Annotated in this window: 21 protein-coding genes; 5 read left to right on the top strand and 16 right to left on the bottom strand. The window is 58.5% G+C overall.

The features are described 5' to 3' along the window. The first annotated feature begins 148 nt into the window (after positions 1-148). Positions 149-982 (top strand): posphoenolpyruvate synthetase regulatory kinase/phosphorylase PpsR, encoded by an 834-nt coding sequence (gene ppsR / locus EDC26_RS02470; RefSeq protein WP_132579697.1) that lies wholly within the window; start codon positions 149-151, stop codon positions 980-982. A gap of 110 nt (positions 983-1,092) precedes the next feature. On the opposite strand, the gene EDC26_RS02465 is transcribed toward ppsR, so the two are convergent. The 16 genes from EDC26_RS02465 to rpsB form a co-directional block, all read right to left on the bottom strand. Then, positions 1,093-1,890: a TrmH family RNA methyltransferase gene (locus tag EDC26_RS02465; RefSeq protein ID WP_132579696.1), complete on the bottom strand. Its 798-nt coding sequence runs from the start codon at positions 1,888-1,890 to the stop codon at positions 1,093-1,095. Continuing rightward, positions 1,887-2,486: a ribonuclease HII gene (gene rnhB / locus EDC26_RS02460; RefSeq protein WP_132579695.1), complete on the bottom strand. Its 600-nt coding sequence runs from the start codon at positions 2,484-2,486 to the stop codon at positions 1,887-1,889. The genes EDC26_RS02465 and rnhB overlap by 4 nt, the downstream gene beginning before the upstream one ends. After that, positions 2,473-3,651, bottom strand: coding sequence for a lipid-A-disaccharide synthase (lpxB, locus tag EDC26_RS02455; RefSeq protein WP_132579694.1), 1,179 nt, complete (start codon positions 3,649-3,651; stop codon positions 2,473-2,475). The genes rnhB and lpxB overlap by 14 nt, the downstream gene beginning before the upstream one ends. Then, a complete protein-coding gene (lpxA, locus tag EDC26_RS02450) occupies positions 3,648-4,442 on the bottom strand; it encodes an acyl-ACP--UDP-N-acetylglucosamine O-acyltransferase (RefSeq protein WP_132579693.1) in 795 nt (264 codons plus the stop codon). Before lpxA ends, lpxB begins: the two co-directional genes overlap by 4 nt. Further along, complete coding sequence (gene fabZ, locus EDC26_RS02445; protein WP_132579692.1) at positions 4,442-4,894, bottom strand: 3-hydroxyacyl-ACP dehydratase FabZ; 453 nt, start codon at positions 4,892-4,894, stop codon at positions 4,442-4,444. Before fabZ ends, lpxA begins: the two co-directional genes overlap by 1 nt. 68 nt (positions 4,895-4,962) lie before the next feature. Continuing rightward, positions 4,963-6,051 carry a UDP-3-O-(3-hydroxymyristoyl)glucosamine N-acyltransferase gene (gene lpxD, locus EDC26_RS02440; protein ID WP_132579691.1) on the bottom strand — a complete coding sequence of 363 codons (1,089 nt, stop codon included), beginning with the start codon at positions 6,049-6,051 and terminating at the stop codon, positions 4,963-4,965. Positions 6,052-6,056: 5 nt separating this feature from the next. Beyond that, complete coding sequence (locus EDC26_RS02435; RefSeq protein WP_132579690.1) at positions 6,057-6,611, bottom strand: OmpH/Skp family outer membrane protein; 555 nt, start codon at positions 6,609-6,611, stop codon at positions 6,057-6,059. Between the two features lie 64 nt (positions 6,612-6,675). Further along, on the bottom strand, positions 6,676-9,018 hold the full coding sequence (gene bamA, locus EDC26_RS02430; protein WP_132579689.1) for an outer membrane protein assembly factor BamA: 2,343 nt from the start codon (positions 9,016-9,018) through the stop codon (positions 6,676-6,678). 53 nt (positions 9,019-9,071) lie between these two features. Further along, complete coding sequence (rseP, locus tag EDC26_RS02425; RefSeq protein ID WP_132579688.1) at positions 9,072-10,406, bottom strand: RIP metalloprotease RseP; 1,335 nt, start codon at positions 10,404-10,406, stop codon at positions 9,072-9,074. Between the two features lie 60 nt (positions 10,407-10,466). Continuing rightward, a complete protein-coding gene (dxr, locus tag EDC26_RS02420; RefSeq protein ID WP_132579687.1) occupies positions 10,467-11,669 on the bottom strand; it encodes a 1-deoxy-D-xylulose-5-phosphate reductoisomerase in 1,203 nt (400 codons plus the stop codon). Next, complete coding sequence (locus EDC26_RS02415; protein WP_132579686.1) at positions 11,666-12,520, bottom strand: phosphatidate cytidylyltransferase; 855 nt, start codon at positions 12,518-12,520, stop codon at positions 11,666-11,668. Before EDC26_RS02415 ends, dxr begins: the two co-directional genes overlap by 4 nt. Positions 12,521-12,529: 9 nt before the next feature. Next, on the bottom strand, positions 12,530-13,288 hold the full coding sequence (gene uppS, locus EDC26_RS02410; RefSeq protein ID WP_132579685.1) for a polyprenyl diphosphate synthase: 759 nt from the start codon (positions 13,286-13,288) through the stop codon (positions 12,530-12,532). Between the two features lie 23 nt (positions 13,289-13,311). Continuing rightward, positions 13,312-13,872: a ribosome recycling factor gene (frr, locus tag EDC26_RS02405; RefSeq protein ID WP_132579684.1), complete on the bottom strand. Its 561-nt coding sequence runs from the start codon at positions 13,870-13,872 to the stop codon at positions 13,312-13,314. Between the two features lie 13 nt (positions 13,873-13,885). Beyond that, positions 13,886-14,602: a UMP kinase gene (pyrH, locus tag EDC26_RS02400; protein ID WP_132579683.1), complete on the bottom strand. Its 717-nt coding sequence runs from the start codon at positions 14,600-14,602 to the stop codon at positions 13,886-13,888. An 84-nt stretch (positions 14,603-14,686) separates the two neighbouring features. Beyond that, a complete protein-coding gene (tsf, locus tag EDC26_RS02395; protein WP_165930881.1) occupies positions 14,687-15,565 on the bottom strand; it encodes a translation elongation factor Ts in 879 nt (292 codons plus the stop codon). Between the two features lie 123 nt (positions 15,566-15,688). Beyond that, on the bottom strand, positions 15,689-16,438 hold the full coding sequence (rpsB, locus tag EDC26_RS02390) for a 30S ribosomal protein S2 (protein ID WP_132579681.1): 750 nt from the start codon (positions 16,436-16,438) through the stop codon (positions 15,689-15,691). 308 nt (positions 16,439-16,746) lie between these two features. On the opposite strand from rpsB, the gene map reads away from it, so the two are divergent. The 4 genes from map to EDC26_RS02370 are packed head-to-tail and all read left to right on the top strand — an operon-like array spanning position 16,747 to position 21,407. After that, positions 16,747-17,556: a type I methionyl aminopeptidase gene (gene map, locus EDC26_RS02385; RefSeq protein ID WP_132579680.1), complete on the top strand. Its 810-nt coding sequence runs from the start codon at positions 16,747-16,749 to the stop codon at positions 17,554-17,556. A 9-nt stretch (positions 17,557-17,565) separates the two neighbouring features. After that, positions 17,566-20,142 (top strand): [protein-PII] uridylyltransferase, encoded by a 2,577-nt coding sequence (locus EDC26_RS02380; protein WP_132579679.1) that lies wholly within the window; start codon positions 17,566-17,568, stop codon positions 20,140-20,142. A gap of 25 nt (positions 20,143-20,167) precedes the next feature. Next, complete coding sequence (locus EDC26_RS02375) at positions 20,168-20,875, top strand: MarC family protein (protein WP_132579678.1); 708 nt, start codon at positions 20,168-20,170, stop codon at positions 20,873-20,875. Between the two features lie 52 nt (positions 20,876-20,927). Then, positions 20,928-21,407 carry a disulfide bond formation protein B gene (locus EDC26_RS02370; RefSeq protein ID WP_132580067.1) on the top strand — a complete coding sequence of 160 codons (480 nt, stop codon included), beginning with the start codon at positions 20,928-20,930 and terminating at the stop codon, positions 21,405-21,407. Positions 21,408-21,568: the final 161 nt, after the last annotated feature.

Here is a 21,568-nt window from a genome sequence, read left to right as displayed (position 1 = left end):
CCTGTTTGCTTAAAACACCATCGCGACACGCCCGCTACCGGATGATCGGTGCAGACGGTGCGCTAAGCAAACCAGCCTTGCCTCTGGTTAGGGCGACTGTTAATCTTCGATTGTACTGGTTCTCACCTTTTCTGCGGTAACAATTCTCATGACAGCTCCCCTCATCGAACGCACCGTGTTCATTGTCTCTGACAGCACGGGCATTACTGCTGAAACATTCAGTCACTCCGTGCTTTCCCAATTTGAACAAATCAACTTCCAGCAAATTCGCATCCCGTTTATCGACAGTGCCGAAAAGGCGCTCGAAGCCGCCAACCGGATCAATCGCTGCGCGCAAGAACAAGGCCAGCCTCCCTTGGTATTCAGCACGCTGGTGGAGCCCGAAATATCGCTGCCCATACGCGAGTCGAACTGCACGTTCCTGGACTTGTTCGGTACCTTTGTGCAGCATATTGAAATCGCGCTGGGCATGAAATCCAGCCATACGGTCGGCCGCTCCCACATGGGCGGGAAATCCAAGCAATACAACAGCCGGATCGAAGCCATCAATTTCAGCCTGGCCCACGATGACGGGCAATTCATTCACGGCCTCAAACAGGCCGACGTCATCCTGGTGGGCGTTTCACGCTGCGGTAAAACGCCCACCAGCCTCTACCTGGCGATGCAATACGCGATCAAGGCGGCCAATTTTCCGCTTATACCCGAAGATTTCGACCGCGGCTCATTGCCGGCCACGCTGGCCCCCTTCCGGCAAAAGCTGTTCGGTTTATCGATACAGGCAGCGCGCCTGGCCGAAGTGCGCCACGAACGCCGCCCGAACAGCGAATACGCGTCCATCAAACAGTGCCGTCACGAAATCGCAGCCGCCGAACGCCTGATGCGTATGGAAAACATACCCTGGCTGTCGACCACGACCCGATCCATCGAAGAAATTTCCACCAAGGTTCTTGAAGAGGTCGGGTTGAACCGTCGGACGTATTAGGGATGGCGGCGGCGATAATGACGGCGATGGCAGCCACAAGGGCTGCCGCTACATGAACGACGGGTACGTTTTGTAGCGGCACCCCTTGTGGGTGCCAAAAATCAGTGACGTTACAGGGCATTCCTGAAATCGGCCGCCTGATCCAGCCACTGCCGGCGATGCTCAAACAGGCAAACTGCCGCCGCCGCGGCGACATTCAACGACTCGACTCCCGGCGCCTGGGGAATGAACACCCGTTCATCCGCTGCAGCCAGCAGGGCCGGCTGCACGCCCTGCCCTTCATGGCCAAACAGCCACGCGCAATGCCGCGGCAGGGCGAGCGTGTAAATAGACCGCGCCTGCGCGAGAGCAGTAGCTATCAGCGGCACCTTCAATTTATCGCGCTCGGCCAGTAAATCGACGCGCTCGTAGATCGACAGGCTGAAATGAGCCCCCTGGGCGCTACGCAAGACCTTGGCCGACCAGGCCGCGGCACTGCCCTCGGAAAGGTAGACATGATGGATACCCGCCGCGGCCGCGGTACGCAACAGGGTCCCCACATTGCCGGGGTCTTGCACGCGATCCAGCCACAGGCAGCTTTCGGCCACGGATGCAGGCCGCAAGGGCTCGGGCACGCTGACTAAAAAGCACACGCCCTGACCGTGCTCCACCTGGGACAGATTGCGCATCAGCCGAGAGTCGCAGCTTAGAGCCACGCGTGACCCAAGTGCTTGCGCCAGCGCGCCCAGCTCTGCGTTTTGCGCCAGGCGCTCACCATCGAAGAGCGCCAATTCGGGCATACCATAGCGATCTACCCATGTTTGGCATACATGTATGCCTTCAAGCATGGTATGACCATCGCGCTTGCCGTCTCCCAGACGTGCCAGGCGCTTGTACAAGGGATTATCGCGCGAGCTGATGTGTTTCACGAAAAAAACCGTTTAACCGGCGCAAAGCTGCGGCGATGCGCCGCGCACGGCCCATGCAACCGCAAGCGCTCCAGATGCAGCGCCGTCCCATAGCCCTTGTGCCTATCGAAACCATAATCCGGATAGCACCGATGCAATACCAGGCAATCCGCATCGCGCGCCGTCTTGGCCAGAATCGAAGCCGCCGAGATCTCGGCCACGCGGGCATCGCCTTTGACGATCGCCTGGGCCGGACACGGCAAACCCTTGGGCAATTGATTGCCATCGACCAGAACATGATCAGGCCGTATCGCCAGACCCGCGCATGCGCGGCGCATGGCCAGCAAAGTTGCCTGCAGGATATTCAAGGCATCGATTTCTTCCACGCTGGCGCAGGCAATGCACCAGGCCTGCGCACGTTCGCGTATCAGGGCCGCCAATTGTTCGCGGCGGTTCGCGCTCAAGGTTTTGGAATCCGCCAACCCTTCGATCGGCCGCATCGGGTGAAGAATGACGGCGGCCGCAAAAACTGGACCCGCCAAGGGGCCTCGCCCAGCCTCGTCGATACCCGCCAGACAGGTCACATCGGGGTAGCCAAACAAATCATCTTGCACCATGCATCGCCTCCCCGATAATCGCCTGCGCAGCCAGAGTGGGAGTATCGCGCCACAAGGATCGGTGCAGCGCCGTAAAGCGCTGAACAAGGGTTTGCGCGCCAGTAATGTCCGTCAGAGCCGTCCAGGTTGCGGCAGCAAGCGCCTCAGGGGTCGCGGCATCCTGCAGGAGCTCGGGCACCGCAAAATCGTTCAACAAGACGTTGGGCAGGCCTACCCAGGGCAAGGACGGCCCTGACTGGCCGGATTTCCACTGCATCAGGCGACGCATGGCGGGCGACAACACATAAGAAATCACCATAGGTCTTTTGAACAAGGCGGCTTCAAGGGTTGCCGTACCGCTGGCCACCAGAACTGCGTCGGCCGCTTCCATGGCATCCCAGGCAATCGGTCTGGACAACTCCGCCTGATCGAGTATGCGCAGATTGGCCACCGGGTGGCGCTGCAGCAAAGCCTGGAACTCGCGCCGGCGCGACGCATTGACCATAGGCACCAGTATCTGCAGCGTGGGATCTTGCCCGAGCAAACGTTGCGCTGCCTCTAAAAAACGAGGTGCCAGCAACCTTATTTCCGAAGCCCGGCTGCCCGGCATCAGCGCCAGCACACGCACATCGGGAGCCAACCCCAGACGAGCCCGCGCCGCCAGGCGGTCGGGCTGCATGGGGATCACCTCGGCCAGCGGGTGGCCCACATACGTGACCGGCACCCCTTCTTTTTGATAAATGGCCTCTTCAAACGGAAACAGGACCAGCATGTGCGAGACGGCGGCGCGAATTTTGTGAATACGCTCGTAACGCCAGGCCCATATCGATGGCCCCACAAAATGCACCGTAGGCACACCCGCCTGTTTTAGCTGATGCTCCAGACGCAGATTGAAATCGGGCGCGTCGACCCCCACGAAAACGTCCGGCACCTGCCTCAACCAGCGCCTTTTTACACTGAAATAGGTATTTAACAAGCTGGGCAGGCGCCCTATCGCATCCGCGTATCCAAACACGGTCAGCGCATGCATGGGGCGCCACATCTCGAAACCCTGCTCTTGCATCGCCGGGCCGCCTATCCCCTCGCAGCGGCTGCCCGCTGCCTGCCGGGCAATGCCCTGCATGACACGAGAGGCCAGCAAATCACCTGAAGGCTCGCCAGCCACCATGCCGACGCGCAGGCTCATGCGCGGACGATGCCCCGGGTCGAGGCATTGAGAAAATCGATAAGCACTTGCAAGGCGTCATGCGCCAGTGGTTGCTGCGCCTGCAGCACGCAAATCTGCTCGAGCGCCTGGGCCACATTCAGTTCGCGGCGATACAGCAACTTATAGGCTTCTTTAAGCGCGGAAATCGCTTCAGGAGCAAAACCTCGCCGGCTTAAGCCTTCGGAGTTGATCCCTACGGGCCGAAAAGGGTCGCCGGCTCCGATCACATACGGCGGGATGTCCTGGCGGACGGAGCTTGTACCACCTATCATGGTATGCGCTCCGACACGCACAAACTGATGAAAGCCCGACAAGCCCCCAACGATGGCGTAATCGTCGATATGAATATGGCCGGCCAGTTGCACGCTATTAGCGATCACGGTGTGGTTCGCCACTTGGCAATCGTGCGCAATATGCACGTAGGCCATGATCCAGTTATCGTCCCCAATCCTTGTCACGCCTACGTCCTGAGCGGTACCGGTGTTAATCGTTACAAACTCGCGTATCGTATTGCCATTGCCGATTTCCAGACAGGTGGGCTCGCCGGAGTATTTTTTGTCTTGCGGTATGCCACCTATGGAACAAAAGCGGTAAAAATTATTGTTCGCACCGATAGTGGTGTGGCCATCGATAACACAATGGGAACCGATCACCGAACCGGCGCCTATGCTGACATGCTCGCCTATCAGGCTATAAGCCCCAATGCGGACGTCAGGAGCGATACGGGCTCCCGGGGCCACTATAGCGGTCGCATGGATCAAGCTTGTCATCAGTCCTCCAGCACACGTATCGCGCACATCAGCTTGGCCTCGGCGACAAGCTGCCCATCAACGGTAGCCTTCCCTGCATATTTGCAGATGGTCCGGCTAATACGTTCGGCCACGACATCGAGCCGCAACTGATCGCCGGGCACAACCGGGCGGCGAAAGCGCGCGCCATCGACACCAACCAGGTAGTAGGCGATTTTTTTGTCTGCCGGATTAACGCCGCAATCATTCTCGAACGAGAACAGCGCAGCGGCCTGTGCCATGGCTTCAATGATCAACACACCCGGCATGACAGGGTGATGCGGAAAGTGGCCGCTGAAAAACGGCTCGTTGAAGGAAACATTCTTGATCGCGACAATGCTCTTGCCAGGGACCATCTCCAACACGCGGTCGATCAACAGCATCGGATAGCGATGCGGTATCCGATCCATGATTCCCTTGATGTCGAGTTCCATTTTTTTTATCCTACAGGCAAGAAAGTAAATGAGGGGGCGATTAAAACCGTTTTAAAAACGAGGCAAGATCATTCGGGCTTTTCCAGTGCCCGTATCCGCCGGCGCAATTGCGCCAGCTGCGATACAACAGCCGCGTTACGCTGCCATTGCCGATGGTCGGCGAAAGGATATACCCCGGTGTAGTGTCCCGCCTCGCTGATGCTGCTGGTGATGGCGGTGCCGCCCGAAACCTGGATATCGTCGGCCAGCACCAAGTGGCCGGCAATCATCGATGCTCCACCTATGGTGCATCGCCGTCCGATCCGCGTCGAACCGGCCACGCCCACGCATGCCGCCATGGCCGTGTGATCCCCGATGTGCACATTATGGGCAATCATGATCTGGTTATCGAGCTTGACGCCGTTACCGATGACCGTATCTTCGAGCGCGCCACGGTCAATGGTCGTATTGGCGCCCACTTCAACATCGTCGCCCAATCGCACCCCACCCAATTGAGCTATCTTGGCCCAGGCGCCACGCTCCTTACGAGGGTCCGGCGCAAAGCCGAACCCGTCGGCCCCCAGCACCACGCCCGTATGCAGAATGGCCCGGTCGCCCACCGTCACACCGTGGTACAAGGTGACCCGCGCATGCAGCAGGCAGTCACGCCCGATGACCGACCCTGCCCCCACCACGCAGGCGGGCCCCAAGTGCGATCCTCGGGCGATGCGGGCGCCCGCTTCGATCACACAATGCGGCCCGATACTGGCGTGCTCATCAATTTGGGCCGAATCAGCAACAACGGCCGTCGGATGCACCCCTGTAGCCAACTGATCGATTCGATGCTGGTCGAACCACTGGGCCAGCAAGGCATACATGAGATAAGGTTGGCTGCATATGACCCGCACGCGCGGACGCCCGCCCGCAGGCAAGGCTGCGGCGACACTTTCGGTGACGATGACCGCAGCCGCGTTGCACAAGGTCAATTGGGCCTGCAGCTTCGAGTTGGATAAAAAGCTGATTTCAGCCGGGCCGGCCGATAATAAAGAGCCCAGGCCCTGGATACAAGGCATAGGCTCGGTAGCGCCGACAATTTCACAATCCAGGCCTACGGTATTTGCAGCCCTTAACAATTCAGGCAGTGTCGGCGCCTGATCGGACGCTAGCAATACCGGCATATGGCTTAGCCGCCCAGCGCTTTCATCACCTGATCGGTGATATCCACTCTCGGGCTAACCGTAACGGCATCCTGAATGATCAGATCGTAACCTTGAGTCTGCGCGATCTTCTTGATTGCGGCATCGGCCTTCTCGACAATGCTGGAGAATTCTTCGTTGCGGCGGCGGTTGAAATCTTCCTGGAATTCACGACGCTTGCGCTGCAGGGTGGAATCAAGGTCGGACAGCTGGCGCTGGCGCTTGACCCGTTCCGACTCGGACAATACAGGCGCATCCTTGTCGAGCTTTTGCGCCTGCGCGCGCAGATTATTGGCCAGAGTTTGCAGTTGAGCGTCGCGGCTTTTGAACTCGGCTTCGATCTTGGCTTGCGCAGCCTTGGCCGGTTTGGAGTCACGCAGAATTTTTTCTGTGCTGACAAAACCAATTTTGGTGGATTGGGCAAATACAGGAGCGGCAACCATTGTTGCAGCGCCCAGAGCTAACGCCAGTACAAAGGCGCGATTACTGCGCCGAACGCCACAAGTTAGCGTAGAAAGTTTTAATGCGATTTGAGACTTCATGAAAAATCTACCTTGCAAAGAAGCAGAGAGATAAAAAAATTAATGCGTCATTATAGATGCGGCGTCAGAAGCCCGTACCTATCTGAAACTGGAAGGATTGCCTGTTGTCGCCCTGCTTGGCATTCAGCGCCCGGCCGTAAGACAGCTGCAGCGGTCCCAAAGGCGATTGCCACGAGAAACCAACGCCGGTAGAGTAACGCCAACCGCAAGGATCTTCGACAGGGCCGCTAATTGGCCCGGTCGCGCAGGTCCCGTCGGTATTGCTGACCTTACCGGCATCGGCGAACACAAACCAGCGCAAAGTACGGTCGCGCGAGGCCCCCGGGAACGGCAGGTATAACTGCACGGTGCCGACGACGCGCTGCGAACCGCCCAGATAGTCGTTGGTGGCCGTATCGCGAGGACCGATGGACGCACCCTCGAAGCCGCGCACCGACCCGATGCCGCCAGCGTAGACATCTTTGATGATCGGGAATGGCTTGCCACTGCCGCCGTACGTCTTGCCCCAATCATACAGACCGTTGAACGCCAATGTAAAGCTGCGGCCCAAAGGCAGATAATACTGCTCCTGAGCGCTTAACATATAGTAGCGCAGGTCCATGGTCGATACATTGCCCGACAGCTTTGTGTAATTGCCCTTGGTCGGTGCAACAGCGCTGTCGCGGGTATCTTTGGACCAGCCCAGATTGAAGATAAAGGAATTCGTTTTGCTGCCATAGGCATCGACAAAATCTCTATAGGCCTGCGGCGGCGTATCGAGCAGATTGATGCTATTGCGCTCGAAGCTGACGCCCGAAAATATGCGGTCATATTCCGAGATGGGTATGCCGAAGTTCAATCCGGCGCCGATCGCTGTCACGGCATACGTTCCGGTGGCGCCCCCGAAAGTGTAAGGCGTCGTGCGGTTGTAGTACAAGGACGTCGTTTTACTGATGCCATCCTTGGTCCAGTATGGGTTGGTGTGCGATATCACCGCGGCCCGATTGATTGCGCTGGTATTAACCTGCAGGGATAAGGAATCGCCACTACCGAAGGCATTGTCCTGACTGATGCCGGCCGACAGCATGACTTTATCGGTCGTACCATAGCCCACCCCCAGATTCACCAAGCCAGTGGGCTTTTCCTTGACGTCGACGTCGATATCCACTTGGTCGGGCGACCCGGCCACCGGCACGTTATGCACATTGATGTCGTTGAAATACCCTAACCGGTCAATCCGATCACGAGAGGCCTTGATGCTGGTGGAATCGTACCAGGCCGCTTCTTGCTGGCGCATTTCGCGCCGTATGACTTCATCGCGAGTGCGCGTGTTGCCGCCGATCTGGATTCGGCGAACATAAACGCGCCGTCCCGGATCGACATAAAAAGTAAGGTCGGCTTCATGCTTTTCGCGATCCAGCACCGGATTCGGGTTGACATTGGCAAACGCATAACCCAGGCTCCCCAGGTAGTCGGTAATGGCCTTTGCCGTCGCGTTGGTTTTGGCGGCCGAAAAAGTCTCGCCGCTTTTGATCGTGACCAGCTTTTGGATCTTGTCGTTCAACCCCAGCAGATCTCCCGCAAGTTTGACGCTGGTTAACTTATAGGGCTTGCCCTCGTGGATCGTAAGGGTTATGAAAATGTCGCGGCGATCCGGGGAAATGGTCACCTGCGGAGCTTCGGCCGAGTATTCAAGATAACCCCGGTCCAGATAATAGGAACGCAGACGCTCAACATCGCCTTCCAGCTTTTCGCGCGAATATTTGTCAGTGCCGGTATACCAGGTCATCACCCCCGGGGTGGTCAGTTGCAACTGATCGAGCAGAGTGCCCTCGGAAAATGCCTTATTGCCGACAATGCTTATCTGCCGGATTTTCGCCAGATCGCCTTCAAAAATATCGAAACTGACGCCCACCCGATTGCGTGGCAACGGTGTAATGATGGGATTGATCTCGACCGCGTATTTGCCTTTGGACAAATACTGTTGTTTGATCTCGAATTCAGCACGGTCGAGCAGCGACTTGTCGAACACGCTGCCTTGCCCGAAACCGACCTGGCTTAGTGATTTGGTAATGGCCTTGATGTCGAATTCGTGCATGCCGTTGAACGAAACGGCGGCAATGGTCGGACGCTCTTTGACCGTAACCACCAACACATTGCCCTGCGCGTCGATCTTCACGTCATTGAAGAGCCCGGAAGCGTACAGGCGCTGAATGGCGGCACTGGCCTGGGCGTCAGTGAACTGCTCGCCGACCTTGACCGGCAAATAACTGAATATCGTGCCTGCGTCGACGCGTTGTATGCCATCGACCCGAATATCGCGCACCACAAAGGGAGCAAAAGCGTTGGCCAAGCCAGGAGCGAGCAAAGCAGCGAATAAGACAGGCAAGGCGCACTTGGTAAATGAGAGATTCGGGCGAAGCGACATCCTGGAGGATCCTTGGTCGATCAAAAGGTGAAAGATTGTAAGGCAGAAAGCCCTTAGCTGAAAAGGCGCGCGAAGTCGTTAAAAAAAGCCAAAGCCATTAAAGCGCCTAAAAAACCCAGCCCCACACGTTGCCCCGTCTCTCGCCATTTGTCGGGCACCGGTTTGCCGCGCACAACCTCGAAAAAGTAATACATCAGATGGCCACCGTCAAGCAGGGGAATAGGCAATAAATTCAGCACACCGATACTAACACTTATCAGGGCCAGAAAACTGATATAGGCCGCCAGGCCAATACGCGCCGTCTGGCCCGCATAATCGGCAATAGTGACCGGGCCGCTGACATTGCGCAAAGACACCTGGCCCACCAGCATGCGGCCCATCATTTTCAAGGAAAACCAGGCGGTATCGGCCGTGCGGGACACGCCGCGCTGCAGGCTGTCAAGCAAGCCATAGCGCACTGTAACCATGGGAAAGTCGGCCCCCAGCAATACACCGATGCGGCCGATTGTTTTGCCATCGGCGCCCTTTTCAGCCCTGGGTGTAATCGCCAGACGCGTGGGCACCCCGCCGCGCAGCACTGTCATGGCGAGCGTCTGATTGGCGTGCGACTGGATTTCCCGCACCATGGCATCCGCGCCTGGATGGTCCTGCGCCCCCACCGCTTGCACCACATCGCCCACCTTCAGGCCGGCCGCATCGCCCGCGCTTCCTGCCGTAATTTGTGTCACGATGGGCTTGGCCGCCGCCAGCCGCAGGCCAGCGTCGGCCATCAGGTCGGTTTTTTCAGAATCGATATGGCCTGGGGCCAGTTGCAACACCCGCTCCCGCGCCACGCCCGAGGGCGAGTCTACCGCCACGGTCAACTCGCCACCCGTGGTGAGGGCATCGAGCAGACGCCAGCGCACTTCGCCCCACGACTGCACCGCTGTGCCATCGATGCCGGTAATACGGTCGCCCCCTTGAAAGCCCGCCCGGGCCGCGGCCGTATTGGGCGCAGGCACAGCCAGAACGGCGGCCGGCTCACGTGTGCCCGCCATGCTGAGCAGAGCATACAAGATGGCCGCCAGCAGCAGATTAGCCATGGGGCCGGCCAATACGATGGCAAAGCGCGCAGCGACAGGTTTACGATTGAACGCCTGATCCGCATCGCCCGGACTGGAATCAGGCAAAGGATCGTCGAGCATCTTGACGTATCCGCCCAGCGGAATAGCCGACAGGGCCCATTCTGTGCCATGACGATCGGTGTGCCGCGCCAGCACGCGGCCAAAACCCACGGAAAAACGCAACACTTTGACGCCGCAACGCCGGGCTACCCAATAGTGGCCCAGCTCGTGAAATGTGATCAGCACCCCCAGGGCGAGGGCAAAGGCGAGCAAAGTGAAAAGCATGATATTCCAGAATGGGTTGGCAACTAAGCGGCCCCCCCAGGCGACCCCGTTTTTATGGGTTCATTTTACATGGCACAACTGCGAGGCGAAACTGCGCGTTTCGGCGTCAAGCGCCAGAATTTCTTCCAGGGAATCCAGCCCCGAACGCACCCGCCCCACTTCGCGATGCAGGCATCGTTCAATAATGCGAGATATCTCGGTATAACGAATTTTCTGCTTCAGGAAGCAATCAACGGCAATTTCATTGGCGGCATTGAGCGTCACGCACGACGCCTGCCCCGCCCGCAGGGCCTCGAATGACAAGCGCAAGCACGGGAAACGATCCAGATTGGGTTCTTCGAAATCGAGCCGCCCCAGGGAAGTCAGGGCCAAAAGGCCGACTCCGCTGGCGATACGTTCGGGAAAACCCAGTCCATAGGCAATAGGCGTACGCATGTCGGGCTGACCGAGTTGCGCGAGAATGGAACCGTCATCGTATTCGACCATGGAATGCACCATGCTTTGCGGGTGCACCACCACCTGGATACGCTCCAGAGGCATGGCAAACAACCAATGCGCCTCAATCACTTCCAGGCCCTTGTTGAGCATGGTGGCCGAATCAACCGAAATCTTGCGCCCCATACGCCAGTTCGGATGGGCGCAAGCCTGATCGGGTGTGACATCGGTCAATTTTTCAAGCAAGGTCGTGCGAAACGGCCCCCCCGACGCAGTCAGCAGCAAACGCCGGACTCCTTTGGCCGGATGGGTGGCCGCGCCCGCTCGGCCAAAATGAGGCATGCACTGGAAAATGGCATTGTGCTCGCTATCGATAGGCAATAATTCGGCGCCGCTGTCGCGCACGGTTTTCATGAACAATGCGCCGGCAGCCACCAAGGCTTCTTTATTGGCCAACAAAACGCGTTTTCCGGCCTTGGCCGCCGCCAGTGCGGCCGGCAGCCCGGCCGCCCCCACGATGGCTGCCATGACGGTGCTGACCTGTGAATCGGCAGCGGTATCGGCCAGCGCCGCCGCCCCAACCCGAATCTCGGGCAAGGTGCGGCCGGCCGGCCACGCCGCGGTAAAGCGTCGGCGCGCGGGCTCATCAGGCACGACCACCACCGCCGCGCCGGTGGCAAGCGCCTGTGCCGCCAACTGTTCAATCCGGCTATACGCACTCAGGGCATACACCGACAGCGTCTCCGGGTGCCGGGCAATCACATCCAAAGTATTGACGCCAATCGAGCCGGTAGAGCCCAATACATATACCCGCTGGAATTTCATCAAATCATTCCCAAGGTGAGCAACAAGGCGATCGGCGCCACCGGCAACAAAGCATCCAGCCGATCGTAAACGCCGCCGTGGCCCGGCAACAGCCCACTTGAATCTTTCACGCCCGCGCGCCGTTTGAGCAAAGACTCGAACAAATCGCCGACGATGGACAAGGCTCCGAGCGCCGCGGCGGCGACGGCCACCAGCCACGCCGGCCAGTGCCGCATCAGAAGCGCGCCAAAACTGCCAGCCCAATGCGCGCTTAACATTACCCATAGCATACTCGCAACGACGCCACCCAACGCGCCTTCCCACGTTTTTCCAGGGCTGACCCTGGGGGCTAGCTTATGCCGGCCAAATGCGCGGCCCGTAAAGTACGCGGCAATGTCGGCGGCCCATATCAAGGCCAGCAGCGAAACCAGAAACCAGGCTCCGTGCAATACAAACATCTGCACCAGAGCGGCCCAGGCCGCCAGCACGGCCAGAACGCCAAATACACATAGCCAGGCACTGCCGCGTACGCCGGTATTGCCTTGAACCACGATAACGCTGGCCCCCAGTACCCAAACGGCACTCACAAACGGCACCAGCCAATGATTGACAACAATTTGAATAGCCGGAAACCGAAGCGGCGCCGCCATGTTCATCCACGCGGCTCCGCCGGCGCATAAAGCCACTAGCGCCAGTGTTGCGGCAAGCGGCGCCATGGGGTGCGCTTGCGGCCAGGTCAGGCGCAGCCACTCCCATAGCGCACAGGCGGCGGCAACCGTCAAGAGCGCAATCAGAGGCCAAGCCCCAGGGGCCAGCAACGCCGCAAACAGCACCACCAGCAGTGCAATGGCGGTGATGACGCGTTGCCTTAGCATGGACATTCCCTACTTGCTTTCGGCCAACTGGGCGCTGGTGCGGCCAAACCGGCGCTCGCGCATCCGATACCAGTCAAACGCCTGATCAAGCTCTTTCGCACCGAAGTCGGGCCAATAATTATCTGAAAAATACAGTTCGGTATAAGCAAGCTGCCAGATGAGGAAATTTGAAATGCGCTGCTCGCCGCCCGTGCGTATGAATAGATCGGGTTCGGGCGCCCATGACATCGACAGGTACTCGCCAAGCGTTTCTTCGGCGATGGCCTGCGGCTGGCTTGCCAGATGCGGGTGCGCCCGCAGCATCGCCTGCATCGCCTGCAGAATATCCCAGCGGCCGCCATAATTGGCGGCAATGGTCAGGTTCAAGGCTGAATTATGCGCGGTACGCTGTTCGGCCGCCTGAATCAGATTTTGCAGTTTGGGCTCAAAGGCGGACACATCGCCGATGACGCGCAGGCGCACGCCCTGCTCGTCAAGTTTGCCCACTTCCTTTTCCAGCGTCTGTATGAAAAGACGCATCAACAAAGACACTTCTTCTTTGGGCCGGCGCCAGTTCTCGGTACTGAACGCGAACAAGGTCAGGTACTCCACCCCACGTCTGCCGCAAGCCTCTACCACTTGACGCACCGATTGCACGCCGCGGGCGTGCCCGGCATTACGGGGCAGAAACCGCTTGGTCGCCCAGCGGCCGTTGCCATCGATAATTATGGCCAAGTGCCGAGGGGAATCGGCGCGATCGGGTACGACGAGGGTTGAGCTGGTTATCATGCTTTCTGGTATGGAACTGACGTTCAAACCGTCATGATGTCGGCTTCTTTCTGCGCAACCAGCCGATCGATTTCAGCCACATTGCGGTCGGTCAGCTTTTGCACGTCGTCTTGGGCGCGCCGCTCATCATCTTCCGAAGCCTCTTTGTCTTTGACCAGTTTTTTTAATGCTTCGTTCGCGTCACGGCGCAAATTACGCACGGCAATCTTGGTGTCTTCGCCCTCGCTGCGGGCAACCTTGGTCAGCTCGCGACGGCGCTCTTCGGTAAGAGCCGGCATGGGGACACGGATATTGTCTCCCATGGACTGCGGATTCAAACCCAGATCCGAATCGCGTATGGCCTTCTCGACCAGGGCGGACATTTTCTTTTCCCAGGGCTGCACGTTGATGGTGCGCGCGTCGATCAGATTAATATTGGCCACCTGGCTGATGGGCACGGGCGATCCATAGTAATCGACCATGACGTGATCCAGTATGCCGGCATGTGCCCGACCTGTGCGAATTTTCGACAGATTCAGTTTCAGTGTCTCAAGCGACTTAGTCATACGGCTTTCGGCCGATTTCTTGACCTCTGCAACGCTCATTGCCATTCCTTTATCAAACGTGAACCAAGGTGCCCTCATCTTCGCCGCTTACCACACGCTTGAGTGCGCCGGGCTTGTTGATTGAGAATACCTTGATGGGTAATTTCTGGTCGCGACACAAGGCAAATGCCGTGGCGTCCATGACTTCGAGGCGGCGCACGATCGCTTCATCAAAGCTGATTCGGGCATAACGGGTGGCGCTGGGATCTTTATTGGGATCGGCGCTGTAGATGCCATCGACCTTGGTCGCCTTCAAGACAATTTCAGCGCCGATTTCAGCGCCACGCAAAGCTGCCGCGGTGTCGGTGGTAAAAAAAGGATTGCCGGTGCCGGCGGCGAACACGACCACCTTGCCTTCTTCCAGATAACGCAAGGCCTTGGGGCGGATGTACGGCTCTACGACCTGGTCGATATTCAACGCCGATTGCACGCGGGTATCGAGGCCGCGATGTTTGAGCGCATCTTGCAGGGCCAGCGCATTCATCACCGTGGCCATCATGCCCATATAGTCGGCCGTGGCCCGATCCATGCCTTGCGCGCCGGGGGCGACACCACGAAATATATTCCCGCCGCCGATGACGATGGCCAGCTCGACCCCCAGGGTGGCGACCTCGGCAATCTCTTCGGTCATACGCAAAATAGTCGAGCGGTTGATTCCAAAAGCATCTTCTCCCATCAGCGCTTCGCCGGAAAGTTTGAGAAGAACACGCTTATACGCTCTGGTGGTCATAGATAGTCCCGAATAAACAAGCCAAGAAAGTGGTCGCCGCCACCGGCCGGGGAATCAACGCCCGCCGGCACGGTTTACGGCGTATCAGGCCAGGCCAGCCGCCGCTGCAGCCACTTCGGCCGCAAAATTGTCGACTTTCTTCTCGATCCCCTCGCCCACCACATACAGGGTGAAACGGCTGATCGAAGCGCCTTGCTCTTTAAGCATTTGCGCCACCGTTTGCTTGTCATTCTTGACAAACGGCTGCGACAGCAGTGTAACTTCCTTGAGAAATTTCTGTACGGAGCCTTCAACCATCTTGGTGACGATATCGGCAGGCTTGCCCGACTCGGCGGCCTTTTGCTCCGCCACCGAGCGCTCGGTGGCGATATCGGCGGGCGCCACGCCAGCGGCATCGAGCGCACGAGGCTTGGTCGCTGCAATATGCATGGCCAGGTCTTTGCCTATACCTTCGTCTCCGGCAAAATCGACCAGCACCCCGATTTTTCCGCTATGGACGTAGCTCGCCAACCGATGCTCGGTAGCCAGGCGTTGGAAGCGGCGTACGGCGACATTTTCGCCGATCTTGCCTACCAGGGCGGCACGCGTGGATTCAACCGTGCCTTCTCCCATGGGCAACGCAGCCAGCGCGGCCACATCGGCAGGATTATGCCGAGTGGTCAGTTCAGCCACTTCGCTCACAAAGCGCACGAAGTCGTCGTTTTTCGCCACAAAATCGGTTTCACAATTGACTTCGACGACCGTACCCTGCTTGGCGTCAGGCGAAATATACAGGCCGATCAGGCCTTCGGCCGTCACGCGGCCCGCCGCCTTGCTGGCGCGGTTGCCAAGCTTGACACGAAGCAATTCTTCGGCTCGCGCCAGATCACCGTCGGCCTCAGTGAGCGCCTTTTTGCATTCCATCATGGGCGCGTCGGTTTTTTCGCGCAGTTCCTTGACCATCGATGCGGTAATTTGAGCCACTTCTTTTCTCCAATTCACTAAAACTCGCCCCGGCATGACCGGGGCAGAAATACAGGCCGAAGCACTGCGCGGTAGCCATCACCGGCAATGCGGCGCCCGGGCATCGCGCCCGGGACCATGTATTTACTCGTGCTCTTCGTTCAACTCGACGAACTCTTCGCCGCCCTCGGCAATTTCCTCGACCACGCCATTGAGGTGCTGCTCGCGACCTTCAAGCACAGCGTCGGCAATACCGCGGGCATACAAGGCAATTGCCTTGGTCGAATCATCGTTCCCGGGAATGATGTAATCAATGCCATCGGGCGAATGGTTTGTATCGACCACGGCCACAACGGGAATGCCCAGAGTGCGGGCCTCGGCCACGGCAATCTTGTGATAGCCGACATCGATAATGAACAGTGCATCGGGCAAGGTGTTCATATCCTTGATGCCGCCAATGGCCTTGTTCAGCTTGGTCAGTTCGCGGTCGAACATGAGCCCTTCTTTTTTGCTCATGCGCTCGGTGGCCCCGTCAGCCAGCGCCACTTCCATCTCTTTCAGGCGCTTGACCGAGCTTTTAACCGTTTTAAAGTTCGTCATCATGCCGCCCAGCCAGCGGCTGTCGACAAAAGGCATGCGGCAACGGGCGGCCTCGGCGGCAATCAGCTCACGCGCCGCGCGCTTGGTGCCCACAAACAGAATGCTGCCGCCACGTGCGGCAATCTGACGTGCAAATTTGGTCGCTTCCTGGAATTTGACGACTGTTTGCTCAAGGTTAATGATATGAATCTTGTTGCGATGGCCAAAAATATAAGGGGCCATCTTGGGGTTCCAGTAACGGGTCTGGTGACCGAAGTGCACGCCCGCTTCCAACATTTCACGCATCAAAGACATAGATTTCTCCAAGGGTTAGGTCTTGTGCAGGGCCAGTATCCGGAAAACCACCAGACACCCTATGTGATAGGCCAAGCACGCGATTTACGTATTGCACGTCATGCAGCTTCAGTTGTCGCAGTACAGTTGCCACAACAATACTGTTACCACAATTCAGTTGCCACTTCAGTTACCACAATACGCATGTTTTCCTGCTTTTACTGTTGTTTCCTGCAGTTTCATACTGCTTTCCTGCTTTCGCAGCGCTTTCCTGTTTTTTAGGAAAGTCTATAATTCTACTATCTTTAGCCCACTTCATTCAAGCCACTATGAGTAGTATTGTTACCGACCCCGCCGATCTGGACAAAATGCGCGCCGCCTGCAAAGACGCAGCCAAAGTTCTGGATTTCATCACGCCCCACGTCCGCGCCGGCATCAGCACAGGCGAACTTGACCGCCTTTGTCTGGATTACATCAATAATGAGCTCAAGGTCATATCGGCCACGGTAGGCTATGCCCCACCCGGTTACACCCCTTATCCCGCCTCCATCTGCACCTCGGTCAACCACGTTATTTGCCACGGCATCCCGGGCGACAAGGTCTTGAAAAACGGCGACATCATGAATATCGATGTCACGATCATCAAAGACGGCTGGTTCGGCGATACCAGCCGCATGTATTACATCGGCGAACCCTCCATTTTGGCCAAACGGCTGGCGGAGGTTACCTATGAATGCATGTGGCTGGGCATACAGCAAGTCAAGCCGGGGGCCACGCTGGGCGATGTCGGGCATGTCATACAAAAGCATGCCGAGGGCCAGGGCTTTTCGGTGGTGCGGGAATATTGCGGCCACGGAGTGGGTCGTAAATTTCACCAAGATCCCCAGGTTCTGCATTACGGACGGCCCGGTACGGGAGTGAAGCTGGTGCCCGGGCTGATTTTCACCATCGAACCCATGATCAATGCCGGCCGCAAGGATATACGCCAGTTAGCCGACGGCTGGACCGTGGTGACCCGCGACCATAGCCTTTCGGCGCAATGGGAGCACAGCATCCTGGTGACCGACGACGGATACGAAGTGCTTACCGTCTCCGAAGGGATGCCCCCGCCTCCGCCCTTCATAGGCGCGCCTCAATAGCGCCAAAACATGGACGCGAGCCTCGCCTCCGCTTTGCGTGAACGCCTCAACGAGCGGCGAAACGCAGCCATCGGGCAGTTTCGCGAACAGTTGCACCCGCAAGCGCTGCTCACCGCGCTGCGCCGCGCCACCGACCAGGCCCTGCGCGAACTGATCAAGCTGTGTCCGCTGCCCCGCAACGCCACCCTGGCCGCCGTCGGCGGGTACGGACGCGGCGAACTGTATCCGCATTCGGACATCGATGTCCTGATCCTGCTGCAATCGCCCCCCTCAGAGTCCGACACGCAATTGCTGGAAACACTGGTGGCCGCGTTGTGGGATCTGGGCTTCGATCTGGGCCACAGCGTGCGCACCGTCGACGATTGCCGGCGCGAAGCCGCCAACGACATTACCGTTGAAACCTCGTTGATGGAAGCGCGCTGGCTGGCCGGCAGCAAAGACTTGCTGCAAACGCTCATGCACGCGATGCGTGAGCAACTCGACGCACAAACTTTTTTCCAGGCCAAGCGCGCCGAAATGCAGCAGCGTCATGCCCGGCACCAGGACACGCCTTATGCGCTCGAGCCCAACTGTAAGGAGGCGCCCGGCGGCCTGCGGGATCTGCAAGTCATCCTTTGGGTGGCGCAGGCAGCCGGCCTGGGGCGCACCTGGCGCGAAATAGAGCGGGCCCAATTGCTGACGCCATCCGAGTATCGGTCTTTGCGCCGTGCCGACCTGGCTTTCAAACGCCTGCGCATCGAATTGCACCTGCTCACCGGACGGCGCGAAGATCGGGTGCTTTTCGACCTGCAACCCTCATTGGCGGCGATCTACGGATTTACCGCGGCCAAGAACCGGCGGCCCAGTGAAATCCTGATGCAGCGCTACTACTGGGCGGCCAGGGTCGTCAATCAGCTCAACACCATATTGATGCAGGCCTTCGAGGAGCGGCTGTTTCCTCAGCCCGACGCTCCCGTGCAAATCATCGACGACGATTTCTGCATGGTGCAAAACCGCCTCGAAATCCGGCACGAAGACTGCTTTGCGCGCAACCCAACCCTATTGTTGCGCGCTTTCCTGGTCATGCAGGAACACGCCGAGTTATCGGGCATGTCGGCCCAGACCATGCGGGCCATGTGGCATGCGCGCCGCCGCATCGATCTGCAGTTTCGCTGCAATCCGGTCAACAGGCGGCTATTCCTGCAAATACTGCAACAGCCTCGCGGCATCGTGCATGCGCTGCGGCGCATGACCATGCTCAATATCCTGCCTCGTTATCTGCCCGTATTCAGAAAAATAGTCGGGCAGATGCAGCATGACCTGTTTCATGCCTATACGGTCGACCAACACATCCTGAGGGTCATACGCAACCTGCGCCGCTTCACCATGCCCGAGCACGCGCAGGAATACTCGCTCGCCAGCCAATTGATGGCCAATGTCGAACGGCATTGGCTCTTGTATATTGCCGCCCTGTTCCACGATATCGCCAAAGGGCGCGGGGGCAATCATTCGGAGCTGGGAGCCCATGACGCGCGCCGCTTCTGCCTTGATCACGGTCTGGATCACGCCGACACCGAACTGGTCGAGTTTCTGGTGCGCGAGCATCTGACGATGTCCAACTTCGCACAAAAACGCGACCTGAGCGATCCGCGCGTCGTGCACGAATTTGCGCAGCGAGTACAAAATGAAAGGCGCCTGACGACACTCTATCTGCTGACGGTGGCCGACATACGTGGCACCAGCCCCAAGGTGTGGAACTCCTGGAAGGGAAAACTCCTCGAAGACCTTTATCGGCTCACACTGCTGGCTCTGGGCGGCGCACAACCCGATACCCGCACCATACTGGCGCAACGCAAGGAGAGCGCGGCCGCTGAAATCCGCCTGATGGGCCTGCGCGACGAAAGCCGCGAAGCCTTCTGGCAAGAACTGGACGTAGCCTACTTCCTGCGCCATGAAGCGTCCGAAATCGCCTGGCATACCCGCCATCTGTACTACCGGGTGTACACCACCGAGCCTGTCGTCAAGGTCCGCGTCATCGGCGCCGCAGAAGGCCTGCAAGTCATGGTCTACACTCACGACACCCAGGATTTGTTCATCACCATCTGCGGCTATTTCGACCGCCGGGCGCTCAGCGTGCAGGAAGCCCGCATCCATACGACGCGCCACGGGTGGGCGCTGGACAGTTTCATTGTTTTGCCGCCGCGCCACGAAACCGACTACCGCTCGCAAGCCAGCCTGATCGAACACGAACTCGCCGGCCGGCTGGGCCAGACCGATCTGCGAGCACTAACCTCTGACCCGGTGCGCCGGCCCGGTTCGCGCCGCTCCCGGATATTTCCCATTGTGCCCAACATCGAGCTTCAACCTGATGAAAGCGGCGCCTCGTGGCGTCTATCGGTGACCGCGGCCGACCGCTCGGGCCTGCTATACAGCCTGGCCCAGGCGTTTGCCGAGCATTCGATCAGCCTGAAAATGGCCAAAATCATGACCCTGGGCGATCGGGTGGAAGATATTTTCATCATTGAAGGCACTGTATTGGGGCATCCTCGCCTGCAATTGCAATTCGAACGCAGCCTGCTGGCCAAACTCGACGAGTTCAGCGCATAATCCCACAACCCACCAGGCGCGCCCTATGACCCTCAACGATTTTATCGCCAACTTCGGACGCAGCTTCCTCTTCGCCCTGGCCACATTGCTGCCCATCCTCAATCCCCCTGCCGTGGCGCCGCTATTTTTAAGCCTGACCGAAGGCGCGAGCGCAGCGGTTCGCGCGCAACTGGCCAAGCGGGTGTCCATCAATATTTTCGTGATGCTTACGGTCGCGATGGTGGCCGGCAATATTGTGCTGGATTTCTTTGGCATCTCGCTACCCATTGTCCGGGTGGGAGGAGGCCTGCTGGTGATCGCCAGCGCTTGGCAACTGGTGAGCGCATCGGCTCCGGATACCGAGCATGTTCAAACCATGGCCGATGCCTATACGCCCGAACAAATACGGGCCAAAGCGTTCTATCCACTGACGTTTCCCATGATCTGCGGGCCCGGTTCGCTTTCAACCGCCATTACGGTGGGCGCGACGCTGCACGACCAAAGCACTTACGAAAGTCTGACCAAGCTGGCGGGTTCCATCCCGGCCATCGTGGTTGCGTCGCTAGTCGTGTATTTATGCCTGCGTTTTGCGGCCCAGTGCCTGCATAAGCTGGGCGCCAATGGCACGGCGATCCTGATGCGCCTGTCGGCCTTCATTTTGCTGTGTCTGGGCGTGCAAATCGTGTGGGATGGCGCGCATGCGTTGCTGCTCAATTTGCTGCAAGAAGCAGCAACGATCGCCGGCCATTCGTAGTGGCAGTATGATTGTGCGTTTGCCTCCCTATAACCTCGTCGCCACCCGCAAAATGATCGCCTCTTCCCGCAAAACTCTTCATCTTATCGCCCTGTTATGCCTCGCGGCCGTGGGCATTGCGTTGATATCGCAGCACGTGTTCAACATTCGGCCCTGCGCCTGGTGCGTATTGCAGCGCCTGATTTATCTGGTGATTGCCGTGGTTTGCTGGCTGGGTTTGCTGCTTGACCGTATTGGTGCGCTGCGGCGCCTGGCGGCGCTGGTCGCCGCTGCACTCAGCATAGGCGGCATGATGGCAGCCTGGTATCAATATAGCGTGGCGGCAAAGATGTTTTCATGCGACCAGACCTTCGCCGATAAATTCATGGTCGGCGCCGGGCTGGACGCACACGTGCCCTGGCTCTTCGGGATTTTTGCGTCGTGCATGGATGCAAGGATAAAAGTTCTGGGCATCGAATACGCCATCTGGAGCCTGGGCCTGTTTGCCGTGCTGGGCGTGCTAAGCCTGATCGCGCTGGCTCGGCGGGATTGATTCTTGCGCGGTGTGCCCTGTAACGCCATCATGGCTAAAACCTTCGTTCTAAACCCGCATCGTGGGCGCTTAAGCTGGTTCGGGCTCTGACGGACACGGTTCTGGCTGCGCCAGAACTTCCCGCGCGCAGAACCTGGTTCGGGGCGGCGTGCGAACTCGCG

The sequence above is a fragment of the Paralcaligenes ureilyticus genome, assembly GCF_004346225.1.
Classification (GTDB): Bacteria; Pseudomonadota; Gammaproteobacteria; order Burkholderiales; family Burkholderiaceae_B; genus Paralcaligenes; species Paralcaligenes ureilyticus.
This window is presented reverse-complemented; position numbering and strand designations above follow the sequence as displayed.